The following is a 25,973-nucleotide window of genomic DNA, read 5'->3' as shown; positions in this document are numbered from 1 at the left end:
AGCCCCCATGCGCATCGAGCATCCTGCCCTCGCCTGCCTACCTGCCATCGATCATGGTTTTTTCACCCGCAAGGGCGGCACCTCCAAGGATACCTATCACAGCCTCAATTGCGGCTATGGATCGGCTGATGATCGCGCACAGGTGACCGAGAATCGTGGCCTTGTCGCCGACAGTCTGGGCGTGGCCCGTGACCGGCTGGTGACCGCCTATCAGGTCCATTCGCCGCTTGCACTGGCCATCGACGCACCGCTCGACCGCGACGCCCTGCCCAAGGTTGATGCGTTGGTCACCAACAAACCGGGCCTTGCCGTGGCGGTCCTGACAGCGGATTGCGGCCCGATCCTTTTTGCCGACAACAAGGCCGGTGTGGTCGCTGCCGCCCATGCTGGTTGGCGCGGAGCCTTTGAGGGCGTTATCGAAGCAACCATCAAAACCATGGAGGAGAATGGTGCCAGCAAGGCCAACATGACGGCCATACTGGGCCCCACCATTTCGCTGGCCAACTACGAAGTGGATGATGGTTTCATGGACCGTTTTATCGCCCGCAACAAGGACTGGAGCCGGTTCTTTGAGGCCGGAGACCGCGATGGCCACAAACAGTTTGATCTGCCCGCCTTTATCCTCGCCCGACTTGAAATGGCAGGGGTCGGGTCTGCCATCAATCTGGATCGCTGCACCTATGGCGAGTCGGACCATTTCTTCAGTTACCGCCGTTCCACCCACCGCAACGAACCCGATTATGGACGGCAAATCGCCGCAATCGCCTTGCGTGATTGACCGCAAGACAGAGTAAATGGCCTATCTGCAAGGCCTTGGAGCTGCCGCTCGATACAAGCAAGGCGAGCGTGGAAACAGGGCCGTCGCGCTTTATCCTGACGGTTTTATCTGCAATGATGGCCTCGACAAAAGGTCAGGTCGAGAGGATTGGATTTATGGCTTTGCATTTTTCCCCTGATGAATATGAGCGTCGCAAGGCGTCCGTTCTGGCGAAAATGGCGGATCGGAAACTGGATGCCCTGCTGATTTTCTCACAGGAAAGCATGTATTGGCTGACCGGCTACGACACGACGGGATTCCACCTGTTCCAGTGTCTGGTGCTGCGCAAGAATGGTGCAACGGACCTTTTGACCCGCTCGGTCGATTTACGGCAGGCCCGCCAGACCTCCAACATCGAAACCGTTCACGTCTGGTCAGACCGGGTGAAGAAGAAAGCCTCCCCGGCCATGCAGCTGCGTGGATTGCTTGATGAGCTGGACCTGCTGGGTGCCAAGATCGGCATTGAATATGACAGCCACGGCCTGACAGCCAAGGACGGCAAGACACTGGATGAGTCCTTGCGCTCCTTTGCCGACACTGAAGATGCCTCTCGTTTGATTCCCCCCTTGCGCGCCATCAAGTCCGGTGCGGAAATCACCTTCATGCGCAAGGCTGCCGAGCTGACCGATCTGGCGCTGACCGAAACCCTGCCGATCATTCAGGCCGGCGCCGACGAAGGCCGGATCCTAGCCCGCTTGCAAGGCACCATTCTGGAAAATGGTGGTGACTTTGCTGCCAACCATTTCGTGGTCGGGTCAGGGGAAGCCGCGCTTCTTTGTCGCTATCAGGCCGATCGCCGGGTGCTCGACAACAACGATCAGTTGACGCTCGAATGGTCCGGCGCCTTCCGCCACTATCACGCCCCCGCCATGCGCACATTGGTCATTGGCCAACCCTCGGCTCGCCACCGTGAGCTGTTCGAGATCGCCTTAGAGGCACTTGCTGCTGTCGAGGAAATCCTGCGTCCGGGCACCACCTTTGGCGAAGTGTTCGACACCCATGCCCGGGTGATTGACGAAATGGGGGCCAGCAAGCACAGGCTTAATGCCTGCGGTTACAGTGTGGGCGCACGGTTTGCACCAAGCTGGACCGACTGGCCGCTTTTCTATCGTGGCAATGACAATGAAATTTGCCCGAATATGACCTTATTTGCCCATATGATTTTGGTGGATAGTGAAGCAAGCACGGCCATGTGTCTGGGACGCACCTATTTGACCACCGAAGAGGCACCGGAACCTCTCTCCAAGCTGCCGCTGGACCTGATGATCCGCTAAAGGCCTCTCGACAGGCGAGCATGGCCCCGGCCTTCAAGGCGCTGCGATGGAAAACTGTGTCAGGGAGCGTCGTCCTGATGCCCGCGGCGTCAGGGGCAGAGCCTGCGGCCAGGCCGTGAACCGACGGGTGGAACATGGCTTCCAGATCGATAAGAGCCTAACCGCTCAGTGCACACAGACCCAATTGGCCACAATTGGCACTGTGCGAAACGGGAAATCGGATAAGGTTAAGAATTGGAAAACCCAAGCCGATTATAGTGAAAGAGCAAACGCGGCCATTCTGATGCTCAGTGCGTGAGGAAGGCCGGGTTTTCGTGTGTTTGAGTAAATGTCGATGCGGAGATAGACAATATGCAATCTGTGCAGTCCGGTTTCATCACCAAGCTTGGCCTTGCCGCCCTTCTGGCAGTGTCTCTGGCGGCCTGTTCCAGCAATGGATCGCCAACCCCTCCAGGCACCATTGGCAACAGCTCACCACCTTCCATCACCGAGACCATGCCTCCGGATGACACCCTGATGGATCAGCAGCAGCCAGAGATGGCGGCCAACAATGACGATACGGCCAATCTGCCACCTGCCAACCAGATCCCGTCCGCGGCCGAGTCCAACCGCTATCAAACGCCCGCATCGAGCGCGATTCTGACCTTTGAACCGATGGTTGGCGCGCCCAAAACCGTGGCACGGGAATTGTCCTCAGCCCTCGGCATGCGCGTTGCGCAGCATTCCCTGCCGGTTGTTGCCCGCAGCGACAAGAAGGCAACCCATCGCATCAAGGGCTATTTCACCGCCAACCAGTCCGGTGACGACTGTGTGGTCGCCTATGTCTGGGACATTTTCGACGCCTCTGGCAAACGGATCAACCGTGTGACAGGCTCTCAGAAGACCCCCATGGTGTCTACGGACCCTTGGGACAGCGTCAAAGGCCCCGTGCTGGACAAAGTCGCGGTCGATACCGCCGCGAAACTGAAGAGCTGGCATGCCAGCATCTAGAACCAACATCTAGAAAGTGCATCTGAGGCGAACCGCTGGGACAGGCGAGCGCGGACCGAAGACCGCGATCCGATGGGATCGAACCGGAAGCGAATCTGTTTTTCGCCTTCCCGTTATCAGAAGCATCAACCCGACGCCTCATTCCGCCGAGAGGACGGCAGCCCCAGTAGACTGGCCGCATTTTTCATCCTTTCTCAACGACACCTCCCAAATGATGCACCCGACTGTGTGCTTTTAGGCGTAAAATTGGCGCAACGCTGTCACTGAAACTTTACATTCACCAGCTTCCATGCTTACAACGCCCCTGTCACAGGGCGTATCGGAGCCATCCCCGCATCCAAAGGCTCCCATCTCATCGAATCGACAGGGCACAGGATTCATGAAACTTCTCTCCGGCAATTCCAATCTCACCCTCACCAAACGCATTGCCGACTATCTCGGCATCGAAATCAGCGACGTTTCCGTCCGCCGCTTTGCGGATCAGGAAATCTTCGTTGAAGTGCATGAAAATGTACGTGGTGAGGACGTGTTCGTGGTTCAGCCAACTTCTTACCCGGCCAATGACCACCTGATGGAACTTCTCATCATCATTGACGCATTGCGCCGTGCATCCGCGCGCCGCATCACGGCCGTCATTCCATATTTCGGCTATGCGCGTCAGGATCGCAAACCTGGCCCACGCACGCCGATTTCGGCCAAATTGGTTGCCAATCTGATCTCCAATGCCGGGGCCGATCGCGTCCTGACCCTCGATTTGCACGCAGCCCAGATTCAGGGCTTCTTCGACATTCCAACCGACAATCTTTATGCAGCACCAGTTTTGTCCCGTGACATTCTGGAGCGCAACGAAGTCGAGAATGTCATGGTGGTCTCCCCTGACGTGGGCGGCGTGGTTCGTGCCCGTGCATTGGCCAAGCGCATCGGAGCGCCTCTGGCGATCGTTGACAAACGCCGTGAGCGCGCCGGCGAATCCGAAGTCATGAACATCATCGGTGACGTCTCCGGCCGCAACTGCATTCTGGTCGATGACATCATCGATTCCGGCGGCACCCTGTGCAACGCCGCTGAAGCCCTGATCAACAAAGGCGCGGAATCGGTCACCGCCTACATCACCCACGGCGTCTTGTCCGGTGGCGCGGTTGCCCGCATCACCGCATCCAAGCTGCGCGAACTGGTGATCACCGATTCCATCGAGCCAACCGAAGCCATCATCAATGCCCACAATATCCGGGTCTTGAGCGCCTCCAATCTGCTCGGCGAAGCCATTTCGCGCACCGCCAACGAACAGTCAGTATCGAGTCTCTTTGATTAAGGGTTTGGCGCAGCCAAACCCGTCCCCAGCGGCAAGCGCTTTTGCAAAGCAAAACGCCGATAGCCTTACAAAAAAAGCCCGGTCACCGACCGGGCTTTTTTGATCGACATCCGCCTCACACATTGGGGCGATACAGCGCCAATTTGGCACCAAAGCCAAGGAAAACGACGCCTGTCACACCCTTCAACCAACGCTGGAAGCTGCCATTTTGGGCCATCGCCGTCAGGCGCGACAAAACCAGCACCATCGCCGAGAACCACACCGCATTGATCAGCGAATGAACAAAAACCAGCGAGAACGACGCCGCCAGTGACGTTTCTCCAACACTGATAAATTGTGGGAAGGCAGCGAGATAAAACATCGACACCTTTGGATTGAGGGCATTTGTCAGCAGTCCTTCCAAATAGGCACCAGCCAGACGGCGCTTTCTTTTGGCGGGCTGGACAGAAGCAACCGCAGAGCCACCCTTATAAGCCGCAATCAGTGACTTGATCCCAATCCAACACAAATAGGCAGCCCCGACATACTTGACGATCGCGAAAGCCGTAGCGGATTTCACAAGCAAGATGGAAATGCCCAGAATGGCCATAGCCCCATGCAAATAGAAACCGGTGACGAACCCCGCCACATTGGCGAAACCCGCAGCGCGCCCGGACGTCGGAACGGTTCTGGCAATCAGCACCCCATTGGGGCCAGGCGAGATGACCAGCAAACTGGCCACAAATGCAAATGTAAGAATGTCAGATAGTGTCATCGCAGTCCCCCTAATGAGCGTTCCACGCTACGCACATTTCCTCAGAAACACAATATGAGCGCGCGACCGAGTCCAAGCCGAACAAATGTTGAAAGCGCCCCCAATCCGCATTTTCCCATAGGCGATCTCTCAACAACCGCCTATATAAGAGCCATGATGAATAGCGCTATCAATTGGACCGACCTGATCAGAGAGCTGATCACGATATTCGTCGTGATCGATCCGATCGGCTCCATTCCTGTCTATCTGTTTGCAGTCCAATCGGTGCCAGCCCATTTGCATCGACGCTTTGCTGTGCGCGCTGTTGCGATTGCCACCCTTGTGTTGCTGGCCTTCCTGATTGGCGGGCAAGTCGTTCTTGAAACCATCGGCTTGCGCCTCGGCTCCTTTCAGATTGCCGGGGGCCTTGTCCTTTTCCTGTTTGCTCTGAGCATGATTTTCGGTGAATCAAAGCCCAATCTGGAAATCGCCGAAGCGGAACGGGACCATTTATCGAGTGCCGTCTTCCCCCTTGCCATCCCAAGCATCGCATCCCCCGGGGCCATGCTCGCCATTGTCATTCTGACTGAGAATCGCAGCAACACGCTCGCCGAGCAAACTGTCACGGCAAGCCTATTGCTTCTCGTCTTGCTCTTCACTTTGCTATTGCTGCTGGCGGCGACCTTCATCTTCAAACTGATCGGCAAGACTGGTGCCTCCATCATCTCACGCGTGATGGGGCTGATCCTCGCCACCATTGCCGTTGACGCCATCCTCAATGGTCTGGATGCTGTCGGCATATTGGAAGTGGCTAACACTGGAACCCCTGCCCTTTGAGCAGGCTTTGCCGATTGGCAGCAATCAGACCATCAGAATGACGCCCAAAACAGCAAAAAACCGCACCTTTGCGCCCTTTGCCTGCTTGCCATCGTCGCCATCTTGCCCTATAAGCCCTCCAGCTGCCTCTACACCCTTGGAGGAGTTGCAGCAAATGGGCCGATGGATCGGCCCTTTTTTGATCTTTTTAGGAGTTCTCAAATGGCTGAATTTGAATTCAAAGCAGAACGCCGTGACCGGGCCGGTAAGGGGGCCGCTCGTGCATTGCGTCGCGCTGGCCGCGTACCTGCCGTAATCTATGGCGACAAGAAAGACCCCATCTCCATTTCCATCCCTTACAAGGAAACGGAATTGCAGATCCAGAAGGGCGGCTTTCTGTCCCACGTCATCACCGTTGATATTGATGGCGAGAAAATCCGCGTGATCCCACGTGACTACCAGCTCGACGTTGTTCGTGACTTCCCTGTCCATGTTGATTTCCTGCGCGTTTCCCGCAGCACCAAAATCACTGTTGGTGTGCATGTTACGTTCCTCAACGAAGAGACCTGCCCAGGCCTCAAGCGTGGTGGTGCTTTGAACATTGTGCGCCGTGAAGTGGAAGTCCTGTGCCCAGCGACTGAAATTCCAGAATCCATCGTCATCGATCTGAAAGACGCTGACCTCGGTGATTCCATCCACATTTCCGCAGTTGCTCTGCCGGAAGGTGTGACCCCAACCATCACTGATCGCGACTTCACCATCGTCACCATCGCAGCTCCTGCCGGCTTCAATGAAGCAGAAGAAGGCGAAGAAGACGAAGCAGCGGAAGCTGAATAATAGGTCCTGTCTAACAGAACCTGACGAAATCAGGGTTCGGGAGGATATTCCATGTATCTGCTTGTCGGACTTGGTAACCCCGGACCCAAATATGCGTCCAACCGCCACAATATCGGCTTCATGGCAGTGGACGAGATCGCCCGCCAGCACAATTTTTCCCCTTGGCGGCGCAAATTTCAGGGTGAAGTCTGTGAAGGCCAGATCGGTCGCCACAAAGCCCTGTTGCTCAAGCCTACCACCTATATGAATGAATCCGGTCGCTCTGTTGCGGAAGCCTGTCGCTTCTACAAGATTGAGCCGAAGGATGTCTTCGTCTATCACGACGAGCTTGATTTGGCCCCCGGCAAGGTCAAGGCCAAGCTTGGTGGCGGTGTCGCGGGACACAATGGCTTGCGCTCCACCGGAGCCCATATCGGCAACGATTTTCATCGCGTCCGTCTGGGGATCGGCCATCCGGGCCGTGACCGGGTCACTCAATGGGTGCTGGGCGATTTTGCCAAGGCCGATCGTGATTGGCTCGAGCCATTGATCGATGCGCTCGCCAAGTCTGCACCAAGCCTTTTGGCCGGAGATCTCGGCCGCTTCATGACAGATTTCAGCCACACGCTGAACCCTCCCGTCAATGGCCACAAAAAGGCGCGCCCGGAGAACAAGGCCGAGCAGAACCAACCAGATAATTCAGACAAATCAGTCAAATCAGACAAGGGCGCGACGCCAACAAGCACGTCGGACGCGGCCCCGAAAAACGCAATGGCCGAAGCTCTCAAGAAGCTGATGTCGGTCAAGAAGGATAACTAGTATGGGTTTCAAATGCGGCATTGTCGGCCTGCCCAACGTCGGCAAATCCACCCTGTTCAACGCACTGACCAAAACGGCAGCCGCTCAGGCCGCCAACTATCCCTTCTGCACCATTGAACCAAATACCGGTGACGTGGCCGTGCCGGATTCCCGCATGGATGCCATCGCCAAGGTTGCTGGGTCCAAGGAAATCATCCCGACCCGCCTCACCTTCGTTGACATTGCCGGTCTGGTGCGTGGTGCCTCCAAGGGTGAAGGCCTCGGCAACCAGTTCCTCGCCAACATCCGCGAAGTGGACGCCATTGTTCATGTCTTGCGCTGCTTTGAAGACGAAGACATCACCCATGTCGAAGGCAAGATCGATCCGGTGGTCGATGCCGACACGGTGGAAACCGAGCTGATGATCTCTGATATGGAGAGCCTTGAGCGCCGCGTCGCCAACCTGCGCAAGCGCGGCCAGACCGGCGACAAGGAAGCCAAGCTTCAGGTCGCCCTGATGGACCGCATCCTCGAGCTGCTGCATGACGGCAAGCCTGCCCGCATGCTCGACACGGCGGACGAAGAAGAACGCAAGGCCGTCAAGGCCCTCAACCTGCTGACCACCAAACCAGTGCTTTATGTCTGCAACGTCGACGAAGAAAGCACAGCCACAGGCAACAGCTTCTCCAAAGCGGTCGAGGAAATGGCCGCCGCGCAGGGCAACGGCGCCGTGGTCATTTCGGCCGCCATTGAAGCCGAAATTTCTCAGCTGGACGCAGAGGAACAGGAAGAATTCCTCGAAACCCTCGGGCTGGAAGAACCGGGCCTCGACCGGATGATCCGCGCTGGCTATGACCTGTTGCACCTGATCACCTATTTCACCGCAGGTCCGAAAGAAACCCGCGCATGGACCGTGACCAAAGGCTCCCGTGCCCCGCAAGCTGCTGGCGTCATTCATACCGATTTCGAGCGCGGCTTCATTCGCGCCCAGACCATCGCTTATGATGATTATGTCTCTTTGGGTGGCGAGACCGCGGCCAAGGAAGCGGGCAAGGCGCGCGACGAAGGCAAGGAATATGTGGTGCAGGACGGCGACGTCATGCTCTTCAAGTTCAACACTTGATCACGCCAACAACCACACATAAAAAAACCGGTCTGGATTGCTCCAGACCGGTTTTTTGTTGTCTGAGCGGCAAGTCTTACTTGCGGACACCTTCAACATTCAAGGTCAGATCGATGGTTCCGAAATCCATTTTGAAACCATAGTCTTTCAACGCAATCGAAGTGGTGCCTTTGAAGCCTGCACGATAGCCACCCCAAGGGTCTTTGCCTTCACCAACGAATTCTGCATCGATCACCACTGGCTTGGTTACTCCGCGCAAGGTGAAGTCGCCCGTGATTTTGGCGGTTTTGTCGCCGGTCAGCTCAATGCCGGTGGATACGAAGGACGCAGTCGGATATTTGCTGACTTCCAGGAAATCGGCGGTGCGCAAATGCTTGTCACGCTCGGCATGATTGGTATCAACGCTGTCTGTTTCGATTTCGACGGCCACTTTGGAGGCTGCCGGAGCATCTTTGTCGTAGGAGAAGCCACCACTGAAGGTGTTGAAGCGACCGGTGGTGTAAGAAATACCAAGGTGAGACGCAGAAAAAGCGATGGAAGCGTGCGCCCCTTGGGTATCAATCACATAGTCAGCAGCCAGTGCAGGGCTGGCAACTGCAGCAGCGAGACCGAGGCCGCCAACAACGGCGAAAGCGCGAAGATTTTTGATGAACATGGGAAGTTTCCTTTTGAGTGGGAGATGTTACGTCTGAGATCCAGTTTGAAGCAAGGTCGCCCTAGCCGCGAAGCATGCGCTTCAGGGTGACGTCCTTATCGAGAAAATGATGTTTGAGAGCTGCCAGCGCGTGAAATCCGGCCAAGCCAATCACGCCCCATGCGAGCCATTCATGGACAAGACCGGCGACATCTTCCAAGCCGCGTTGCTCGATGAGCGAGGGCACTTCGAACAGACCGAACACGACGATGCCGCGGCCATCAGCGGTGGAAATGAAATAGCCGGACACCATTATGACCAGAAGCAGACCATAAAAGGCCAGATGCGCCACGTGCGAGCCAAGTCGCTCCCAGCGGCCCAGATGATTATCGGACGGTACTTTGTTCACCTGACGCCAAACAAAGCGGAGCAGCAGCAAAGCCAGCAGAAGCAAGCCAACCGATTTGTGCAAATCCGGCGCAGATCGATAATAAGGGCTGTAATAGTCGAGCCCGCGCATCCATATTCCCAGCCCAAACATTATGAATATTGCCAAGGCCATACCCCAATGCAACAGACGGGAAAGCCATCCATAGGTACTATCACTGTTCTTGATGGTCATATGCGGGTCCATTCATGATCTACAACTCATTGCTATGCACTGTTTCATGCCTTCATATACATAACAGTGCCGATGGCTGATAAAATGGAGTGCCAATGCTGAGACTTAAACACCAGAATTGGCAATTCATAATCAATGATGTATTGATAATCCCATGGATACACTTTTGGGGATGCGCACCTTCTGCGCCGTGGTCAATGAAGGCTCCTTCATCAAGGGTGCCGAAAGCCTTGACATGTCAGCCGCCTTGGCCAGCAAATATGTCGGTCAGTTGGAGGAGCGCCTTGGCGTGCGGTTGCTGAATCGCACCACCCGCTCCATGGCCCTGACGGAAGCGGGGCAGGCCTATTTTGATGAATGTGCCCAGCTGATTGCCGATTTTGACATGCTGGAGACGGTCACGCGGGATCGACAGGCCACACCGGTGGGCCATTTGCGGATCTCCGCCCCGGTCTCCTTTGGTCAGGACCGCCTGACGGAGGCTCTTGCTGCCTTCTTGCGACAGCATCCGGGCATTTCCATTGAAACCAAGCTGACCGATCGCTTCGTCAATATCGTCAACGAAGGCTATGACATGGCAATCCGTATCGGCAAACTTGAGGATTCAAGCCTCATTGCCCGCAAATTGCTGCCAATTTCTATCAGCTTCTTTGCCGCGCCAACTTATCTCGCTGCCCATGGCACCCCGCAACGCCCCGAAGACCTGCTCGCCCATCAATGCATCGTCGACATGAATCATCGAGGCCGCAACAATTGGCAGTTTGAGACGGATGAGGGCACACGGATGATCAGCGTCAAAGGACAGTATCTCACTGACAGCGCCGATTCCTGCCGCATGATGGCCCTTTGTGGCCTTGGCATAGGCTGCGCGCCCTCCTTCGTGGTTGAAGATGACGTCAGGAACGGGCATTTGGTCCCCCTGCTGACGGATCTCACCCATGCTGAGCACAATTTGTATGCGCTTTATCCTCACAGCCGCCACGTGGCCAGCAAGGTGCGCCTTTGTGTCGATTTCCTCGCGCACTATTTTGCCGATGGCAATCCCGCCCTTTCGTCGCGATAATCAGAGCAGCAGCTGTCAGGCAACAAAAAAGCCGGGCTTGAACCAAGCTCGGCTATTGACGATCCGCCAGGGATCAATTGTCCGGTCTCCATGCTGCGGCATCCCCACGGCTTACCGCACTGCAGCAACGGTATTTAAGCCAACAAGATTATAGAGTGGGCAGAAGCGGAAAATACCGGAAATGTAAGGAGCAAGTCCAAGCAATCCCCACCAGCCAACTGGTTCGAAGAAAATCATTCCGAGCAGCACGAACCCAATAATGATCCGAAACGTGCGATCGGTAGAGCCAACATTTTCTCTCATGAGCCTTCTCCCTTATTGTCATACAAGGGAGATTGTACCGCAAAACTACGCAATTTCGGTTGGTACGCCCGTATATGTGCGCATCGGTCACAGATCCAAAAGTCGACAAAGGCAGACATAACACGGAGAAGTTGGTCGCAACTTCATTGTAAGTGTTTGAAAATAATAAACATTGCTTTCGCTTCCGCCTTTTGTAAAGCCATGAATAAAACAGTGGAGAACAAAAAAAGCCACCCCATTTTTGCATAGCAGGGTGGCTTCCACAGATGGCATCAAACGGATCGCGCGTAAGTCGCCCGATTTACAATCTCAAAGACCTTCAAAAGCCATCAAAGTATGCACTTCGATGCCTTTCTCGCGCAGCAAGGCTGCACCGCCCAAATCAGGCAAATCGATCACGAAAGAAGCAGCGACAATCTCGCCACCAACCCGGTCGAGCAGATCAAAGGCCGCCACAGCCGTTCCGCCAGTGGCAATCAGGTCATCAATCAGCAGGATTTTCTCCCCCGGAGCAATCGCATCTGCATGCAGCTCAATCCGGTCGGTGCCATATTCGAGCGCATAGTCCTGACCGACCACCTCGCCGGGCAACTTGCCCTGCTTGCGGATCGGCACAAAACCGACGCCCAGCAGATCGGCAATCGCCCCACCAAAAATGAAGCCACGGGCCTCGATGCCTGCCACTTTGGAAATGCCCTTGCCCTGATAAGGTGCCGCCAGTTCGCGCACCGACTGACGAAATCCCTCGCCATGCGCGATCAGGCTGGTGATATCGCGGAAGATAATCCCGGCTTTGGGATAATCCGGGATCGACCGGATCAGGCTTTTGAGGTCGAGTGCTTCACTGGTTTGCATGGGTTGCTCCACTTGTCATTTCTTCAGAATGCGCCCGGCCACAGCGTCCAGCTTGGCCATCAATTTCGGATCACGTTGGTCATAAGCGGTCACCAATGCATATTCAAGCGCCCTGTCCGACCCAATCGGGCACTCGACATGGTCCTTTGGCATGATCTGGGCCAAACGGGCCACCAACCGCTGCGCTTTTTCGGAATTTTCCTGCAGCACGCGAATGATATCCTTGATATCAACACTGCCATGGTCCGGGTGCCAACAATCATAATCGGTCACCATCGCCACCGTCGCATAGCAAATCTCTGCCTCACGGGCCAGTTTGGCTTCTGGCATGTTGGTCATGCCGATCACGTCGCAGCCCCAGCTGCGATAAAGCTGGCTCTCGGCAAGCGAGGAAAATTGCGGCCCCTCCATCGCCAGATAGGTGCCTCCCTTGGCATAGTCGAGCCTTTCTTGCTTGGCGGCATCCTCAACCATATCCATCAGCGCCGGACTGATAGGGTCAGCAAGCGAAACATGGGCCACACAGCCCGAGCCGAAAAAGCTTTTCTCGCGCGCAAAGGTGCGATCGATAAACTGATCCACCAGCACAAAACTGCCCGGTGCATAGGCTTCCTTCAAGGAGCCGCAGGCGGAGACAGACACCAGATCGGTCACCCCGGCCCGTTTCATCACATCGATGTTGGCGCGATAATTGATCTCGCTGGGACTATGCACATGACCGCGCCCATGGCGGGGCAGGAAAACAGTTTTGCGGCCATGCAACTCACCAATCCGCACGGCATCCGAAGGTGCGCCCCAGGGACTGTCGATGGTCACCCACTCACCATTTTCAAATCCGGGCAGATCATAAAGCCCCGATCCTCCGATAATGCCCAACACCGCTTCTGTCATCGTCCCCACTCCATTGTCTGCCTGCATCCAGCCTCTCGCCCATTGCTCCGGGCCGAAACGCCTCGCCGGGCAGTTTGCCAAAGCCTGATGGCAACCGAAAGGAAAAAGCCATTTGCACACAAAAAAAGGGGCTCCGAAAAGCCCCTTTCCAATCTTGTCACCCGGCAGGCCCTAGTGATCGACGTTGGACCACAGCTTGCGCTTGGTGAAGAACAGCAGACCGGCAAAGACGATCAGGAAGATCAGGGCGTTGATACCAACGCGCTTGCGTTCTTCCAGCTTCGGTTCTGCCGTCCACATCAGGAATGCGGTGACGTCCTTGGCATATTGCTCAAGCGTCATCGGCGTACCATCGGTATATTCCACCAGCTCATCAGACAATGGCGGCGCCATGCCGATAGCAACACCATTGGCGAAGAATGGGTTGTAATGCTTGTCACCGACTTTCTCAGCCAGTTCGGCAGGCACTTCATCCTTGTAACCGGTCAGCAGGCTATAGACATAGTCGGCGCCATATTCCTGATAGGTGGTGATCGGATGCCAGATCATGCGCACCAGATCGGTGAGCAACTGATTGTGCAGGTCCGGACCAACATTGGCAGCGCGTGCCTTGGTGATCAGCGACAGATCAGGAGGATAGGCCCCACCGTTGGCAGCCTTGGCTTCCTCCGGATTGGCAAATGGAGACGGGAAGCGATCGAACGGTTTGGCGGGACGGGTGAACATCTCGCCATCGCTGTTCGGGCCATCTTCGACTTCATATTCGGCAGCCAGAGCCTTGATCTGCTCTTCGTTATAGCCAAGCGCACCCTCTTCGCCGAGGTTACGGAAGGCAATATACTCCAACGAGTGACAGCTGGAGCAGACTTCCTTGTAGATCTGGAAGCCACGCTGCAATTGTGCCTTGTCAAACTTGCCGAACGGGCCAGAGAAGCTCCAGTCCTGCTTTTCGACATGCACGCCACCACCTGCGGCCAGTGCTGCGGCGGATGACACCGCCATGGCACCAGCTACAACGAGCGCGCGAACCGTGTTTTTGGTCAGCGTAATCATGGTTTTACCCTTTCCTCGCCCGTTATTCTGCAGGTTCTGCAGCAGCAGATCCGCCATGTTTCGCCAAGACCGCTTCACTGATTGAAGCAGGCAGCTCCTTCGGCTTTTCGATAAAGCCGAGCACAGGCAGAACAATGATGAAATATGCGAAATACAGCGCGGTGAAGATCTGCGACGCAATCACATAATTGCCTTCCGCCGGCTTCGCACCCAGATAGCCAAGGGCCAGACAGGTTACAGCGAAGATCCAGAAAGCAATACGACCGATTGGGCGATAGTTCATCGAACGCACCTTGGAAGTATCCAGCCAAGGCAGAACAAACAGAACCGCAATCGCACCAAACATCAGCAACACGCCGCCCAGTTTATCAGGCACAGCACGCAGGATCGCATAGAATGGCAGGAAGTACCATTCCGGCACGATGTGCGGAGGCGTGACAAGCGGATCAGCCGGGATATAGTTATCCGGATGGCCCATGAAGTTCGGCACCATGAACATCATCCACGCAAAGAAGATGAAGAAGACGATGATCGCATACAGGTCTTTCACCGTGTAGTATGGCGTGAATGCGACGGTGTCTTTGCTGTCCTTGACTTCAACGCCGGTCGGGTTGTTGTTGCCCACTTCGTGGAAGGCCCAGATATGCAGGCCGACAACGCCAGCCAGCATGAATGGCAGCAGATAGTGCAGCGAGAAGAAGCGGTTCAGCGTTGCGTTATCAACGGCAAAGCCACCCCACAGCCACTCAACAATCGGACCACCGACAACCGGGAAGGCCGAGAAGAGGTTGGTGATAACGGTCGCACCCCAGAAGGACATCTGACCCCAAGGCAGAACATAGCCCATGAAGCCGGTTGCCATCATCAGAAGGAAGATGACCACACCAAGAATCCAGACAACCTCACGAGGCTCTTTGTAGGAACCATAGTAAAGGCCGCGGAAAATATGGATATAAACGGCGATGAAGAACATCGACGCGCCGTTGGCATGCATGTAACGCATGAACCAGCCCCAGTTCACGTCGCGCATAATATGCTCGACGGAAGAGAAAGCCATCGCGGTATTGGGCGTATAATGCATGACCAGCACAATGCCGGTGATGATCTGGACGACAAGGCACATCGCGAGGATGGCACCAAAGGTCCAGAAGTAATTGAGATTCTTCGGAACAGGGTATGCAACGAAGGAGCCGTGCGCGAAACTGATGATCGGCAGGCGGCGCTCCATCCATTTAACCAACCCGTTCTGCGGCTCGAAAGTCGAATGTCCGCTCATAACTGGTCTCCTTAAGACAAATGCCGTGCGTCAGCCGATCTTGATAACAGTATCGGACAGGAATTCGTAAGGCGGGATTTCCAGGTTCAGCGGAGCTGGCCCCTTACGGATACGCCCTGCGGTGTCATAGTGCGAACCGTGGCATGGGCAGAACCAGCCCTCATAGTCGCCGGACTCACCCAGTGGCACGCAGCCAAGATGCGTACAGATACCGATTTGCACCAGCCATTGTTCTTTTCCTGGCTTGGTACGCTCTACATCGGTCTGTGGATCTCGCAAGCTCGCGACATCAACGGCCTTGGCCGCATCAATCTCTGCCTGTGTACGATACCGGATGAAAATCGGCTTTCCGCGCCATTTGGCGACAATGCCCTGGCCTTCTTCGAGAGAAGAAACATCCACTTCGATCGAAGCAAGTGCCAGTGCGGAAGCATCGGGATTCATCTGGTCAATAAATGGCCAAGCAAGCGCAGCTGCGCCAACGGCCCCAAACGCGCCAGTTGCGATGTAAAGAAAATCGCGGCGGGTATGTTCTGCCTTATCGCTGGTAGCCAAGGCTAGGTCCTCTTCTAACCAGTGTCCAACTCAAGCTCGCCCTCTCCAAACCTTAGTCAGACATCCTTACTGCTGGATGTTTCGGTCCCACGACGTCAGACGAGCCAATTCAATAAAAGACGTCCTAAAGGCGGACATCTGCGGATATCTTTTTGCATTGAAACACCGCCTTGTCCAGAGCGGCAAACCAATCTAGTGCGATTTGTGGCTATATGTGCATCACACATTCGTCTTATGCAGCTCTACGTTGGGACAATATGTCTCAGACCATCCTTTCCGGGTGGAAAAGACGCGCAAAAACCCGCCGACCTCCATCAAGGAGCCCGGCGGGCTGCGATTTTGGGGAAGGCTGCACTGATTCTCACCATCACAACCATGCCGCCTGTTTTACACATCAAATGTCGGGGCGACGCCCCGAATCCGACGCCATCAAGCGATGAAACCACCCGATTGCCGTTCCCACAGGCTGGCATAGAGACCACCCTTGGTAAGCAGCTCCTCGTGACTGCCCATCTCGATGATCCGGCCAGCATCCATGACGATCAGCCGGTCCATCGAGGCAATGGTCGACAGGCGGTGCGCAATCGCCAACACCGTTTTGTCTTGCATCAACAGATTGAGGCTGTCCTGAATGGCCGCCTCGACCTCGGAGTCCAGCGCCGAAGTTGCCTCATCCAGCACAAGGATCGGCGCATTCTTGAGGAGAACCCGTGCGATGGCGATCCGCTGCCGCTGACCGCCGGACAACTTGACGCCCCGCTCACCAACCTGTGCATACAGACCCTTGCCACCGGAATTGTCCTCAAGCCCATGAATGAAGTCCAAGGCTTGTGCCTTTTCTGCCGCAGCAATGGCTTCAGCTTCAGACGCCCCTTCCCGGCCATAGACGATATTTTCCAGCACCGTCCGATGCAACAGCGAGGTATCCTGTGTCACCACCCCGATCTGGGCGCGCAAGCTGTCCTGCTGCACTTCGCAGACGCTTTGGCCGTCGATCCGGATCGCCCCGGACTTGAGATCATAGAAGCGCAGCAGCAGATTGATCAGCGTTGACTTGCCCGCTCCGGAGCGGCCAACCAGACCGATCTTTTCGCCCGGTCGAATGACCAGATCGAGCTGATCGATCACCGGATCTTCCTTGCCATAATCGAACGAGACCTTGTCGAACTCGATTTTTCCGTGAGGAACCGCAAGAGGAACAGCGGATGCTTTGTCGAGCACGATCTGGGGTTGGGAAATCGTGCCGATCCCGTCCTGAATCGTCCCGACATTCTCAAACACACCGCCCACTTCCCAAAGGATCCATTCCGACATGCCACGCAACCGCAGCACCAGACCCGTTGCAAGTGCCACGTCACCGGGTGTGACCACACCCTGATGCCAGTAATAGATGGCGACCACCACAGTGCCCAGCAACAGCAACTGGTTGATCGTCTTGAGCGCAATCTCGAGCACGGTCACCAGACGCATCTGCCGATAGACTGCATCCATGAAGCCGACCATTGAGCCTTTGGCATAATTGTCTTCCCGCGCCGCATGGGAGAACAGCTTGACGACAGAGATGTTCGAATAGGCATCGACAATCTTGCCGGTCATGTCAGAGCGCGCATCCGCCTGCTTGCGGGAAATCTCCCGCAGGCGTGGCACAAAGATCACCAACACGCCGATATAGCCGACGATCCACATCGCCATCGGCATGGCCATCTGCCATTTCGCCTGAGACAGAAGAAACAGCGCCGACATGAAATAGACCGTGACGAACACGAACACATCGGCCATCCGGGTGATGACCTCACGCACCGCGAGCGCCGTTTGCATCAGCTTTTGGGCGACACGCCCGGCAAACTCGTCCTGATAAAAGGACATCGACTGGCGCAAAAGATAGCGGTGAACCCGCCACCGGATCGACATGGGATAGTTGCCCATGATTGTCTGATGAAACAGGAACTGCCAGACAAACTCGATCACCGGCATGACCAGCAGGACCAGAATACCGATCCACAGCAATTCGTCGCCATGATCGTCAAAAAAGGTCTCTGGTGTCGAGGTTGAGAACCAGTTGACCAGATCCCCGACAAAGCCATAGAGCGCCACTTCAATGACCGCGATGGTGGCACTCATCAGCGAGACGAGCAGCAGATAGGGCGCAATCGGCTTGGTATAGTGCCAGCAGAAGCCCCAGAAGGACTTGGGCGGCTGTTCCAATGCATCCAGCTTGAACGGATCAACCAGTTTTTCAAAACGCGAAAACATCGCATGGCTCCAAAAGAACTGCGTGAAAAGGATTGGTTTGGTTGAATGGATGTTCGAACAGGCGACAGACGCGATACCAGCTTGGGGCCCATCCAGCGAAGAGAGCCGGACCCTATCATATCAGGGAAGAAAAGGTGAACAAATCAGCCATTTCCCGCAGTTGCGGCAAATCTGTGACATTATTCCCACGATTTCCCGTCAAACCATCCGGTTTATCCTTGCTGCATCGGACCAGCCAATAGGGCCGCACCGTGGCTCCCTGCGCCCTCGAGCAAAGCAGATGGCAAGCAAAGCGCGGGGAAATCACCGTACCAAGACGCAAAAGTTCGACAAAGACCATTGCCATTGCCGGTCACTTGCGCGAAACCAGATGTATGACTGACTTATCCATTGCCCTTTACCAGCCCGACATCCCGCAAAATACCGGCACCATTTTGCGGATGGCCGCCTGTCTTGACCTGCATGTCCATATCATCGAGCCTTGCGGGTTCGCACTCAGCGATCGCACCTTGAAACGGGCGGGCATGGACTATCTCGAACGCTCCCGATACACCAAGCACCTGTCGTGGGATCACTTTTCGGACTGGGTGCGCGATGAACACAAACGCCTCGTGTTGGCCACCACCAAGGCCAACCAGAGCTTCCTCGACATACCCTATGCCGACGGCGACATTCTGCTCTTTGGTCGCGAATCCGTTGGCGTGCCAGACGATGTGCATGCCAGAGCCGACATCCGCATGACGATCCCGATGAAGCAAGGGGAGCGTTCCCTCAATCTTGCCATTTCCACTGCCATGGTCGCGACCGAAGCCATGCGTCAATTGAAAGCCTTTCCGAGATGACCGAGACCATCAATTCGACCTTGCCGGACGGCCTCCCCCACGACATCGAAGACAAGAAGCAATTGGCCGCCCAATGGTTCGCCGTGCTGCGCGACCAGATCTGCGCAAGCTTTGAGGCCATTGAGGATGACATCAAAGGACCGAATGCGGAGATGAAGCCGGGCCGGTTCGAACGCACCCCATGGGAGCGCACCGACCATACCGGGACCAAGGGCGGCGGCGGCACCATGGCGATCATGAAGGGCCGGGTGTTCGAGAAAGTCGGTGTGCACGTTTCCACCGTTCACGGTGAATTCGCCCCACAGTTCCGCGACCAGATCCCCGGTGCATCGGACGACCCGCGCTTCTGGGCGGCGGGCATTTCACTAATCGCCCACTTGCACAATCCCAATGTCCCGGCGGTTCACATGAATACCCGGATGATCGTCACCACCAAGCAGTGGTTTGGCGGCGGGGCTGACCTGACCCCGGTATTGGATCGCCGCCGGGTGCAGGACGATCCGGACAGCCAAGATTTCCACGCCGCCATGAAACGTGCCTGTGACGCGCATGCTGTGGCCGACTATGACGCCTATAAAGCCTGGTGTGATCGCTACTTCTATCTGCCCCATCGGGATGAGCCGCGCGGCATTGGCGGCATTTTCTATGATCGCCACAACAAGGGCGACTGGCAGGCGGATTTCGACTTCACCAAGGATGTCGGCCTTGCCTTCCTCGACATCTATCCCAAGCTCGTCCGCCGCAACATGGAAGATCCATGGACGCCGGAAGACCGCGAAGAACAGCTCATCCGGCGCGGGCGTTATGTGGAATTCAACCTGCTTTATGATCGCGGCACGATCTTTGGCCTGAAGACCGGCGGCAATGTCGCCTCGATCCTGTCCTCCATGCCGCCAGAGGTCAAATGGCCCTGAAAGCTGACCAGCCTTTCAGCCCATGAAACAATCAAAGCGACCCTCAGTCCTCTGTGGGTCGCTTTTTCAAATCATCCTGTATGATGACAATCGGGTCCGGAACGGCTAACACACGACCCAGTCAGTGACGCATACGCTTGCGGGCCAGCAAAGAAGCCTTGCCCATCGCGAAACCGCTTTCCACCCAGAGCGTCTCCAGATCATGCAGCCATTCGCCCATCTTTGGACCGGGCTTGATGCCAAAGGCAATCAGATCCCGCCCATTGATCGGAAAACGCGGAGCGTCCCAAAGATCAAGATTGCGCATCATCATCGACAGGGAGGTGAGGTCAGGCGCGATTTGATGGTAGACAAGGGCCAGCATGGCCAGATCCTGTGCCACATCCTTGCCATGCCAATAGGCAAGCTGCTGCAATCTTTCCTCAGACATATCATCAATGGGGCCAACCCCATTGACCAACCGGACCATGTGGTCCCGCATACGGTTTGGCAACCGCAGGGTCCGCGCCAGCCGCAAAGCATCTTCCTCGACCTTGACGCACAAAACCGTTAGCAACAAAGGCACGGTCGGTTTCAGGTGCATTTCGCGCGACATCGACACCAGACGGTCAAACCGTCCCAAGCGCGGCACGCAGCGCAAGATATCGCCCAGCATACCACCTTCATGCATCACTTGAAGAGCTTCGGACGCATAGGCTCCGCGCAACAGCTTGGTCATTTCCGCCCCCACCCGCTCGGCAGACAGGGAGGACAGATTGCTCTGCGCCTCGATGCAGGCGTGATAGTCCTGATCGGTGAAATGCTTGCCATAATGGGCATAAAACCGGAAGAAGCGCAGCACCCGGAGATAATCCTCGGCAATCCGCTCTGAAGCATCACCAATGAACCGCACACAGCGAATGCGCGCATCCGCAATGCCCAGCCCGGTCGGATCATAAAGGCGCCCCTCATGGTCCAGATACAGGGCATTCATCGTGAAGTCTCGACGCCGGGCATCCTCCGCCCAGTCGCGGCCAAAAGCCACCTTGGCGTGCCGCCCGTCCGTTTCGACATCTGAACGCAGGGTGGTGACCTCAAAAGGCGTGTCATCGATCAACAATGTCACGGTGCCATGGTCCAGCCCCGTTGGCAGCACCCGAATGTCTTCGGCCCGCGCCCAATCCATCACCAGCGAGGGTGGCGCCGTGGTGGCGCAGTCAATGTCCCCGACAGGTTCCCCGAGCAGAGCGTTCCGGACAGCCCCGCCAACAACCCGAACCTCGTGTCCGTCGCGATTGAGCAAGGTGAAGAGCGCCTGCAAATCCGGCCGATTGAGCCAATCAAAGGCACAATCATCCGTTACGAGAAAAAACCGTTCGTTCGCACTCATTCCGCTCTCTTGAATTCCCCGGGCACAACCACCCCATTGTCAAAATGCGCAGGAACATAGGTCCCACCGGGCGAGTTGTTGTTAATTTGCGACATGATCAGAAAGCCAGCCAGGGTGAAAACCAGCCCGGTGACAATCAACCAATAGCGCGGCGCATCGATCCACGCCTGACGGTTCAGTTTCTGGGTCAGGAACAAATAACCCGCATACAAAAGGAAGGGCAGCAGGAACAGGATGACCTGAGTGATCAAAACGCGGATCATGAAGAATACACCGTCTCATAAAGGTTGCGTAAAATGCCAGCAGTAACACCCCAGATATAGTGTTCTCCATAAGGCATTGCAAAATAATGGCGGGTTTTTCCGCGCCACTCCGCGCTTTTTCTCTGATGGTTGGCTGCATCCATCAAAAAACGCAGCGGCACCTCAAATACATCAGACACTTCCCCCGGATTGGGCACCAGATCAAAGCCCTGCCGAACGGTCGACAAGACTGGAAAAATCCGATAGCCGGTCGAGGAAATATAGGGACGCATCTGACCGAAAATATCGACAAACTCGGCCTTCAGACCGATTTCCTCATCCGCTTCACGCAAGGCGGCCATCTCTGCCGACAGATCCTCCGCATCCACCTTGCCGCCGGGAAAGGCGATTTGCCCCGCATGGGACGCCAGATGGTGGGTACGCTGGGTCAGGATCACCGACGCTTCGTCTCCCCGATCGACGATGGGGATCAGCACCGCCGCATCCTTGAGCTGCAACACTTCGCCTTCATGCCAAGCCAGATCCTTGATCGGCGTGCGGTCTTCTGGCGCCCGTTGTTGTTCTTCGCACTGTTGCAGAATGCCCAGCACACGATCCCGAAATGACGGGGCAGAAAAATCGCTCATGCATGCACCTCGAAAGCCTCAAGCTCTGCCAACGAGCAAATCGGAAAGAAAGCATCACCGCTGGCGATCCCATACTGATCCGCATGGGGCCCCTTGCCAGCATCGGCCAAAGCGATCAGGTCATACATCAAAGCGCGCGTCAGGCGCGCTTCAAGACGACCGCGCACGCGGATATAGGCCTTCAGGCCGCCTGTCTCTGCCTCGAGCTCGAACCGCATGGGATGATCCTGATCGAGCTGGACGAGATCCCCCAATTGTGTCCGGAACGTCAACCGCCCGCCCGTCTCCGGGTTGCTGTCGCTTGCCATTTCAACGGCCTGAAAATGCGCATCCTCTACTGAGATGCCGATTTTCTCGACCGGTGTCACCAGATAGGTCTTGCCATCGGCATCCTTGCGCAGAACCGACGCAAACAGCTTGACCAACGGCAACCGCCCGATCGGTGTGCCAAGATAGAACCACGTCCCGTCTGCCGCAATCCGCATGTCGAGATCACCGCAAAATTCCGGATTCCATTGATCGACCGGCGGCAGCGGGCGGCCCGCAGGACCATCCGACCGACGGATCAAGGCCGCAAGGCTGGCTGGCATAGACGCCAGAGCAACATCGCCCGCATCCTTACCATCGTCAGCCTGCTTGTCATCATGCATGTATCCGTCAGACATTCCCCAATTTCCTTGCCCCAATTGCTTACTCAGTTCCCTTGCCTCAATGCCCTGACGATCACGCACAAGGACCACCCCACCCGAATGCTCATTTCGGATGCGGCTTCCAGTCCATCGTGAATCGCGCATGACATTAGAATGGGTTCACAACGACCCAAAGACAAGGGTTATTCCAATGGGAACGTGGCAAGTCCTGACTGAATGCAAAGCAAGGCTGGGCATTGCATCCCGCTCAGGGTCAGGAAAGAGCGAGCAAAGGGCCGGCGGAAATCAATTGACGCCAGCCTGCACAACCCCTTCGCAAGCATGCGCTTCGGCCTTGTCAAAAGGTAGCAGCAGCACACGCATCGGATCCACCGGGCCGGGTAAGGCGATTTTGCCAACCGGCACCCGCTGGAACCCGAAGCGGCAATAATAGTCATAGTCACCGACCAGCAGAATGGCACAATAATCAAGCGCCTTGGCTTCCTCGATCGCCTTTTCCATCAACAAGGCGCCTGCACCCTTCTTCTTGAAGTTCGGATGCACCGCCAAAGGTCCCAGCAACAAGGCCCGGCATTTACCAATCGCAATGGGCGACAGACGCACGGATCCGGCCATATGCCCATGACACAGGGCGACATAGCTCAGGGATGGTTCGGGTTCCACCGCCTCGCGCACACGAAAAGCCGTACGGGCAAACCGTCCGGGGCCAAAGGCGTCCCTGTGCAATTGTTCAATCGCATCCACATGGAGCGGCAATTCGCGCTCCAGATTAAAGTCAGACCGGCACATGTCGGAGTTCCATTTCCATTGCCCAGGATGGGCAATCACACACTCTAGTGAAGCTTTGAAGGTGAAACAGCTTTCCTGTTATCCCCCTTGACGAGATCATTCAACACCGCTCATACGGCCTGTGGCCTGCATGAGGAACGGTGCCTTGCATTTGTCATCGTCGTCGCATCATTTCAGTGGTCCAATTCTGTTTGTCTGCCTCCCCTAGCATGGCATCGAAATCCTGTCTACATGATATTTTATGATATAAAGACAAATTTTGCCGCATAATATGCCACAGAAAACAGATAAACAGCATTTAATCAAACCCAGTCAAGCCCGCCGCAGCCACTGGTCATCGACCGGCCCATCTTCGATAATTTCCTTGATGCGCGCGCGTGTTGCGGCCGTGGCCCCGTCTGGCAAGGCTTCAGGCGCGAAAAACGCCCCTTCGACAATCTCCCCATCTCCAGACGCGCCATTGGAATTGGCACCGTCCATTGGGATCCACTGCCCATCCCGCACGATAAAACAGCAAATGTGATCAGGCACTGCATAGCCATCATAAAGAAACACCCCGTGCAATTCAGGTATTCCGGTCATCTGAATGCCCGCTTCCTCGGCGACCTCCCTTTTTGCCGCTTCCAGCGCGGTTTCTCCCCGCTCAACACCACCGCCGGGGAGGTACCACCCCTTCATATAACTGTGCCTGACCAAATAGACAGCACCTTCTGCATCCAAAATGACCACCCGCACACCAAGCGAAACCCCTCGAAACCCCGACTGGAAGAGGACAAATAAACTTATCAACCACTTTGGCAAATGGAGAGAAATTTTCGCTTTTGATAACATATTGAGAACGTTCATTTTCCTTAGCCTATTCACGGAATGCAAAGCTGTTATGCACAATTATCGCTACTGAAAGCCGCCTGTTTGAGGCATATCAGCGCGCAATTAAGAGTTTTGCTGTAAATTTCAGCACACGATGCACAAAAATTGATCAACAGGAGCCTGATCATGATGAAGTTTCTGAAAAAGTCCAAAAAGGCTGCTGCTTATCATTGGCGTCCGGCAGTCGACATGACTGACCGCAAGGTTGTCAACACCCTGATCAACCCACTGGTCTAATCATCAACTGCCAGGCTCCGAATGGTGGCCAGCAGACAGATAAGACACTCTGAACAAAGCGGCGAGACTTCGATGAAGTCTCGCCGCTTTGTTATTTTGGCCCATTTTTACCCAAACCGAACCGGAATTTGCAAGAAAGCGGCTGGACCTGACTGCAAAAAGAGACTAATCGCTGTCGCATGTGCCAGAGCGATGGCCCAAGCACTTGAATGACATCATACGGCTTCGACGGGCCAAAGCGGCCAGACCAAGCCTGCCCCTTCGACTGACAGGCTCAAGCTCTATGTTTCGTCTCGCCCATATTTCCGATCCGCATCTCGGCCCCTTGCCAAGCCCAACCCTGCGCCAACTGGCCAACAAGCGCATCTTTGGCTATGTCAATTGGCGGCGCAATCGCAAGGGCGTGCTGACCACTGCCATTCTCGATGGCCTGATCGATGACCTGCAAGCACAGGCACCTGATCATCTGGCGGTCACAGGCGATCTGGTCAATCTGGCCCTGCCCAACGAGATCGACAATGCCCGCGATTGGCTCGAGACGCTGGGAACACCGCATGACGTCTCCATCGTGCAGGGCAACCATGATGCCTATGTTCCCTATGCGCGCCGGATCGCGGAAAAATCCTGGACCCACTATCTGACGGGCGACGAACCGGTATCCGAAGAGCACGCCTTCCCTTATCTGCGGGTCCGCAACAATGTGGCCCTGATTGGCGTCAATTCTGCTCGGGCCACCTTGCCTCTGATGGCAACCGGCTATTTCCGCTCCAAACAGGCCAGACAGCTGGGACAGATCCTTGACCATTGCAAGGCAAACGGGCTTTTCCGGGTGGTGATGATCCATCATCCCCCCTGTCGCAACGCCACCCACTGGCACAAGCGCCTGATTGGCGCCTCGCGCTTTCGCGCCGTGATCAAGTCACACGGAGCCGAGCTCGTGCTCCATGGGCACACCCATCTGGCAACCAAAAATGTCCTGCCCGGTCCTGACGCTGCCGTACCGGTCGTTTGTGTCCCCAGCGCCTCACAGGGCCTCGGCAGTCACAAGCCACCAGCCCGCTACAATCTGTTCGAAATTTCAGGAGAACCCGGTCAGTGGTCCTGCCGGCTCATCGAGCGTGGCTACCCGCAAGGAGAGCCTTCCGAGACCGTACCGCCCGTCATCGAAATCAACAGCCAGATACTGCCCTTTTCCGACGCGTAACGAACGGTACCAGCACCAAATGCAA

General features: G+C 55.9%; 28 protein-coding genes. 12 read left to right on the top strand and 16 right to left on the bottom strand.

Annotation, left to right across the window (positions count from 1 at the left end; all coding sequences use genetic code 11):
• Positions 1-7 precede the first annotated feature (7 nt).
• The 4 genes from pgeF to FDK21_RS01235 all read left to right on the top strand — a co-directional run bounded on the left by pgeF (position 8) and on the right by FDK21_RS01235 (position 4,393).
• Entirely contained in the window at positions 8-778 is a 771-nt protein-coding gene (gene pgeF, locus FDK21_RS01250; RefSeq protein WP_138147229.1) for a peptidoglycan editing factor PgeF, read from the top strand.
• Positions 779-933: 155 nt separating this feature from the next.
• Positions 934-2,091 (top strand): Xaa-Pro peptidase family protein, encoded by a 1,158-nt coding sequence (locus FDK21_RS01245; RefSeq protein ID WP_114009719.1) that lies wholly within the window; start codon positions 934-936, stop codon positions 2,089-2,091.
• Between the two features lie 351 nt (positions 2,092-2,442).
• Positions 2,443-3,081, top strand: coding sequence for a hypothetical protein (locus FDK21_RS01240; protein WP_114009564.1), 639 nt, complete (start codon positions 2,443-2,445; stop codon positions 3,079-3,081).
• A gap of 379 nt (positions 3,082-3,460) precedes the next feature.
• Positions 3,461-4,393 carry a ribose-phosphate pyrophosphokinase gene (locus tag FDK21_RS01235; RefSeq protein ID WP_114009565.1) on the top strand — a complete coding sequence of 311 codons (933 nt, stop codon included), beginning with the start codon at positions 3,461-3,463 and terminating at the stop codon, positions 4,391-4,393.
• Between the two features lie 115 nt (positions 4,394-4,508).
• Here FDK21_RS01235 and FDK21_RS01230 read toward each other — a convergent pair whose 3' ends face one another.
• The gene (locus FDK21_RS01230) at positions 4,509-5,147 is read right to left on the bottom strand and encodes a LysE family translocator (protein WP_138147228.1); all 639 of its coding nucleotides are present in this window, start codon (positions 5,145-5,147) and stop codon (positions 4,509-4,511) included.
• A gap of 156 nt (positions 5,148-5,303) precedes the next feature.
• On the opposite strand from FDK21_RS01230, the gene FDK21_RS01225 reads away from it, so the two are divergent.
• From FDK21_RS01225 to ychF, 4 genes are all read left to right on the top strand, one after another.
• Positions 5,304-5,963, top strand: coding sequence for a MarC family protein (locus tag FDK21_RS01225; protein WP_210238658.1), 660 nt, complete (start codon positions 5,304-5,306; stop codon positions 5,961-5,963).
• Positions 5,964-6,164: 201 nt separating this feature from the next.
• On the top strand, positions 6,165-6,779 hold the full coding sequence (locus FDK21_RS01220) for a 50S ribosomal protein L25/general stress protein Ctc (protein ID WP_114009568.1): 615 nt from the start codon (positions 6,165-6,167) through the stop codon (positions 6,777-6,779).
• 51 nt (positions 6,780-6,830) lie between these two features.
• The gene (gene pth / locus FDK21_RS01215) at positions 6,831-7,577 is read left to right on the top strand and encodes an aminoacyl-tRNA hydrolase (RefSeq protein WP_138147226.1); all 747 of its coding nucleotides are present in this window, start codon (positions 6,831-6,833) and stop codon (positions 7,575-7,577) included.
• Position 7,578: 1 nt separating this feature from the next.
• Entirely contained in the window at positions 7,579-8,679 is a 1,101-nt protein-coding gene (ychF, locus tag FDK21_RS01210; RefSeq protein ID WP_114009570.1) for a redox-regulated ATPase YchF, read from the top strand.
• A 76-nt stretch (positions 8,680-8,755) separates the two neighbouring features.
• Here the strand turns inward: ychF and FDK21_RS01205 are convergent, their stop codons facing one another.
• Both FDK21_RS01205 and FDK21_RS01200 read right to left on the bottom strand, forming a co-directional pair.
• On the bottom strand, positions 8,756-9,334 hold the full coding sequence (locus FDK21_RS01205; protein ID WP_138147225.1) for a YceI family protein: 579 nt from the start codon (positions 9,332-9,334) through the stop codon (positions 8,756-8,758).
• Between the two features lie 61 nt (positions 9,335-9,395).
• Positions 9,396-9,935 (bottom strand): cytochrome b, encoded by a 540-nt coding sequence (locus FDK21_RS01200; protein ID WP_138147224.1) that lies wholly within the window; start codon positions 9,933-9,935, stop codon positions 9,396-9,398.
• 154 nt (positions 9,936-10,089) lie between these two features.
• On the opposite strand from FDK21_RS01200, the gene FDK21_RS01195 reads away from it, so the two are divergent.
• On the top strand, positions 10,090-10,998 hold the full coding sequence (locus FDK21_RS01195; RefSeq protein ID WP_138147223.1) for a LysR family transcriptional regulator: 909 nt from the start codon (positions 10,090-10,092) through the stop codon (positions 10,996-10,998).
• 111 nt (positions 10,999-11,109) lie between these two features.
• Here FDK21_RS01195 and FDK21_RS01190 read toward each other — a convergent pair whose 3' ends face one another.
• The 7 genes from FDK21_RS01190 to FDK21_RS01160 form a co-directional block, all read right to left on the bottom strand.
• A complete protein-coding gene (locus tag FDK21_RS01190; RefSeq protein WP_138147222.1) occupies positions 11,110-11,301 on the bottom strand; it encodes a DUF2892 domain-containing protein in 192 nt (63 codons plus the stop codon).
• A gap of 309 nt (positions 11,302-11,610) precedes the next feature.
• On the bottom strand, positions 11,611-12,156 hold the full coding sequence (locus FDK21_RS01185; RefSeq protein WP_114009574.1) for an adenine phosphoribosyltransferase: 546 nt from the start codon (positions 12,154-12,156) through the stop codon (positions 11,611-11,613).
• 15 nt (positions 12,157-12,171) lie between these two features.
• A complete protein-coding gene (locus FDK21_RS01180; protein WP_114009575.1) occupies positions 12,172-13,047 on the bottom strand; it encodes an S-methyl-5'-thioadenosine phosphorylase in 876 nt (291 codons plus the stop codon).
• A gap of 171 nt (positions 13,048-13,218) precedes the next feature.
• Entirely contained in the window at positions 13,219-14,100 is an 882-nt protein-coding gene (locus FDK21_RS01175) for a cytochrome c1 (RefSeq protein WP_114009721.1), read from the bottom strand.
• 22 nt (positions 14,101-14,122) lie between these two features.
• Positions 14,123-15,376 carry a cytochrome b/b6 gene (locus tag FDK21_RS01170; RefSeq protein ID WP_114009576.1) on the bottom strand — a complete coding sequence of 418 codons (1,254 nt, stop codon included), beginning with the start codon at positions 15,374-15,376 and terminating at the stop codon, positions 14,123-14,125.
• A 30-nt stretch (positions 15,377-15,406) separates the two neighbouring features.
• The gene (gene petA / locus FDK21_RS01165; RefSeq protein WP_114009577.1) at positions 15,407-15,931 is read right to left on the bottom strand and encodes a ubiquinol-cytochrome c reductase iron-sulfur subunit; all 525 of its coding nucleotides are present in this window, start codon (positions 15,929-15,931) and stop codon (positions 15,407-15,409) included.
• A gap of 429 nt (positions 15,932-16,360) precedes the next feature.
• Positions 16,361-18,184, bottom strand: a complete 1,824-nt coding sequence (locus FDK21_RS01160; protein ID WP_138147221.1) for an ABC transporter ATP-binding protein — start codon at positions 18,182-18,184, stop codon at positions 16,361-16,363.
• A gap of 374 nt (positions 18,185-18,558) precedes the next feature.
• Here FDK21_RS01160 and FDK21_RS01155 point away from each other — a divergent pair, with 374 nt between their 5' ends.
• Complete coding sequence (locus tag FDK21_RS01155; protein WP_114009580.1) at positions 18,559-19,026, top strand: tRNA (cytidine(34)-2'-O)-methyltransferase; 468 nt, start codon at positions 18,559-18,561, stop codon at positions 19,024-19,026.
• Complete coding sequence (gene hemF / locus FDK21_RS01150) at positions 19,023-19,940, top strand: oxygen-dependent coproporphyrinogen oxidase (protein WP_138147220.1); 918 nt, start codon at positions 19,023-19,025, stop codon at positions 19,938-19,940. Before FDK21_RS01155 ends, hemF begins: the two co-directional genes overlap by 4 nt.
• Positions 19,941-20,061: 121 nt before the next feature.
• On the opposite strand, the gene FDK21_RS01145 is transcribed toward hemF, so the two are convergent.
• The 6 genes from FDK21_RS01145 to FDK21_RS01120 form a co-directional block, all read right to left on the bottom strand.
• A complete protein-coding gene (locus FDK21_RS01145) occupies positions 20,062-21,309 on the bottom strand; it encodes a CCA tRNA nucleotidyltransferase (RefSeq protein WP_138147219.1) in 1,248 nt (415 codons plus the stop codon).
• Complete coding sequence (locus FDK21_RS01140; protein ID WP_114009583.1) at positions 21,306-21,572, bottom strand: DUF6111 family protein; 267 nt, start codon at positions 21,570-21,572, stop codon at positions 21,306-21,308. The genes FDK21_RS01145 and FDK21_RS01140 overlap by 4 nt, the downstream gene beginning before the upstream one ends.
• Entirely contained in the window at positions 21,569-22,198 is a 630-nt protein-coding gene (locus FDK21_RS01135) for a CoA pyrophosphatase (RefSeq protein ID WP_114009584.1), read from the bottom strand. Before FDK21_RS01135 ends, FDK21_RS01140 begins: the two co-directional genes overlap by 4 nt.
• Positions 22,195-22,788, bottom strand: a complete 594-nt coding sequence (locus FDK21_RS01130) for a DUF1285 domain-containing protein (protein ID WP_246657503.1) — start codon at positions 22,786-22,788, stop codon at positions 22,195-22,197. Before FDK21_RS01130 ends, FDK21_RS01135 begins: the two co-directional genes overlap by 4 nt.
• Before the next feature lie 345 nt (positions 22,789-23,133).
• Positions 23,134-23,637, bottom strand: a complete 504-nt coding sequence (locus FDK21_RS01125; protein WP_138147218.1) for an N-acetyltransferase — start codon at positions 23,635-23,637, stop codon at positions 23,134-23,136.
• 312 nt (positions 23,638-23,949) lie between these two features.
• A complete protein-coding gene (locus FDK21_RS01120) occupies positions 23,950-24,483 on the bottom strand; it encodes an NUDIX domain-containing protein (protein ID WP_210238657.1) in 534 nt (177 codons plus the stop codon).
• A gap of 544 nt (positions 24,484-25,027) precedes the next feature.
• On the opposite strand from FDK21_RS01120, the gene FDK21_RS01115 reads away from it, so the two are divergent.
• Positions 25,028-25,948, top strand: a complete 921-nt coding sequence (locus FDK21_RS01115; protein ID WP_138147216.1) for a metallophosphoesterase — start codon at positions 25,028-25,030, stop codon at positions 25,946-25,948.
• The last annotated feature ends 25 nt before the right edge of the window (positions 25,949-25,973 follow it).

Source organism: Cohaesibacter sp. CAU 1516 (assembly GCF_005771485.1).
GTDB lineage: Bacteria > Pseudomonadota > Alphaproteobacteria > Rhizobiales > Cohaesibacteraceae > Cohaesibacter > Cohaesibacter intestini.
The sequence above is the reverse complement of the archived record's forward strand: the minus strand, read 5'-3'. Positions and strand labels throughout refer to the sequence as shown.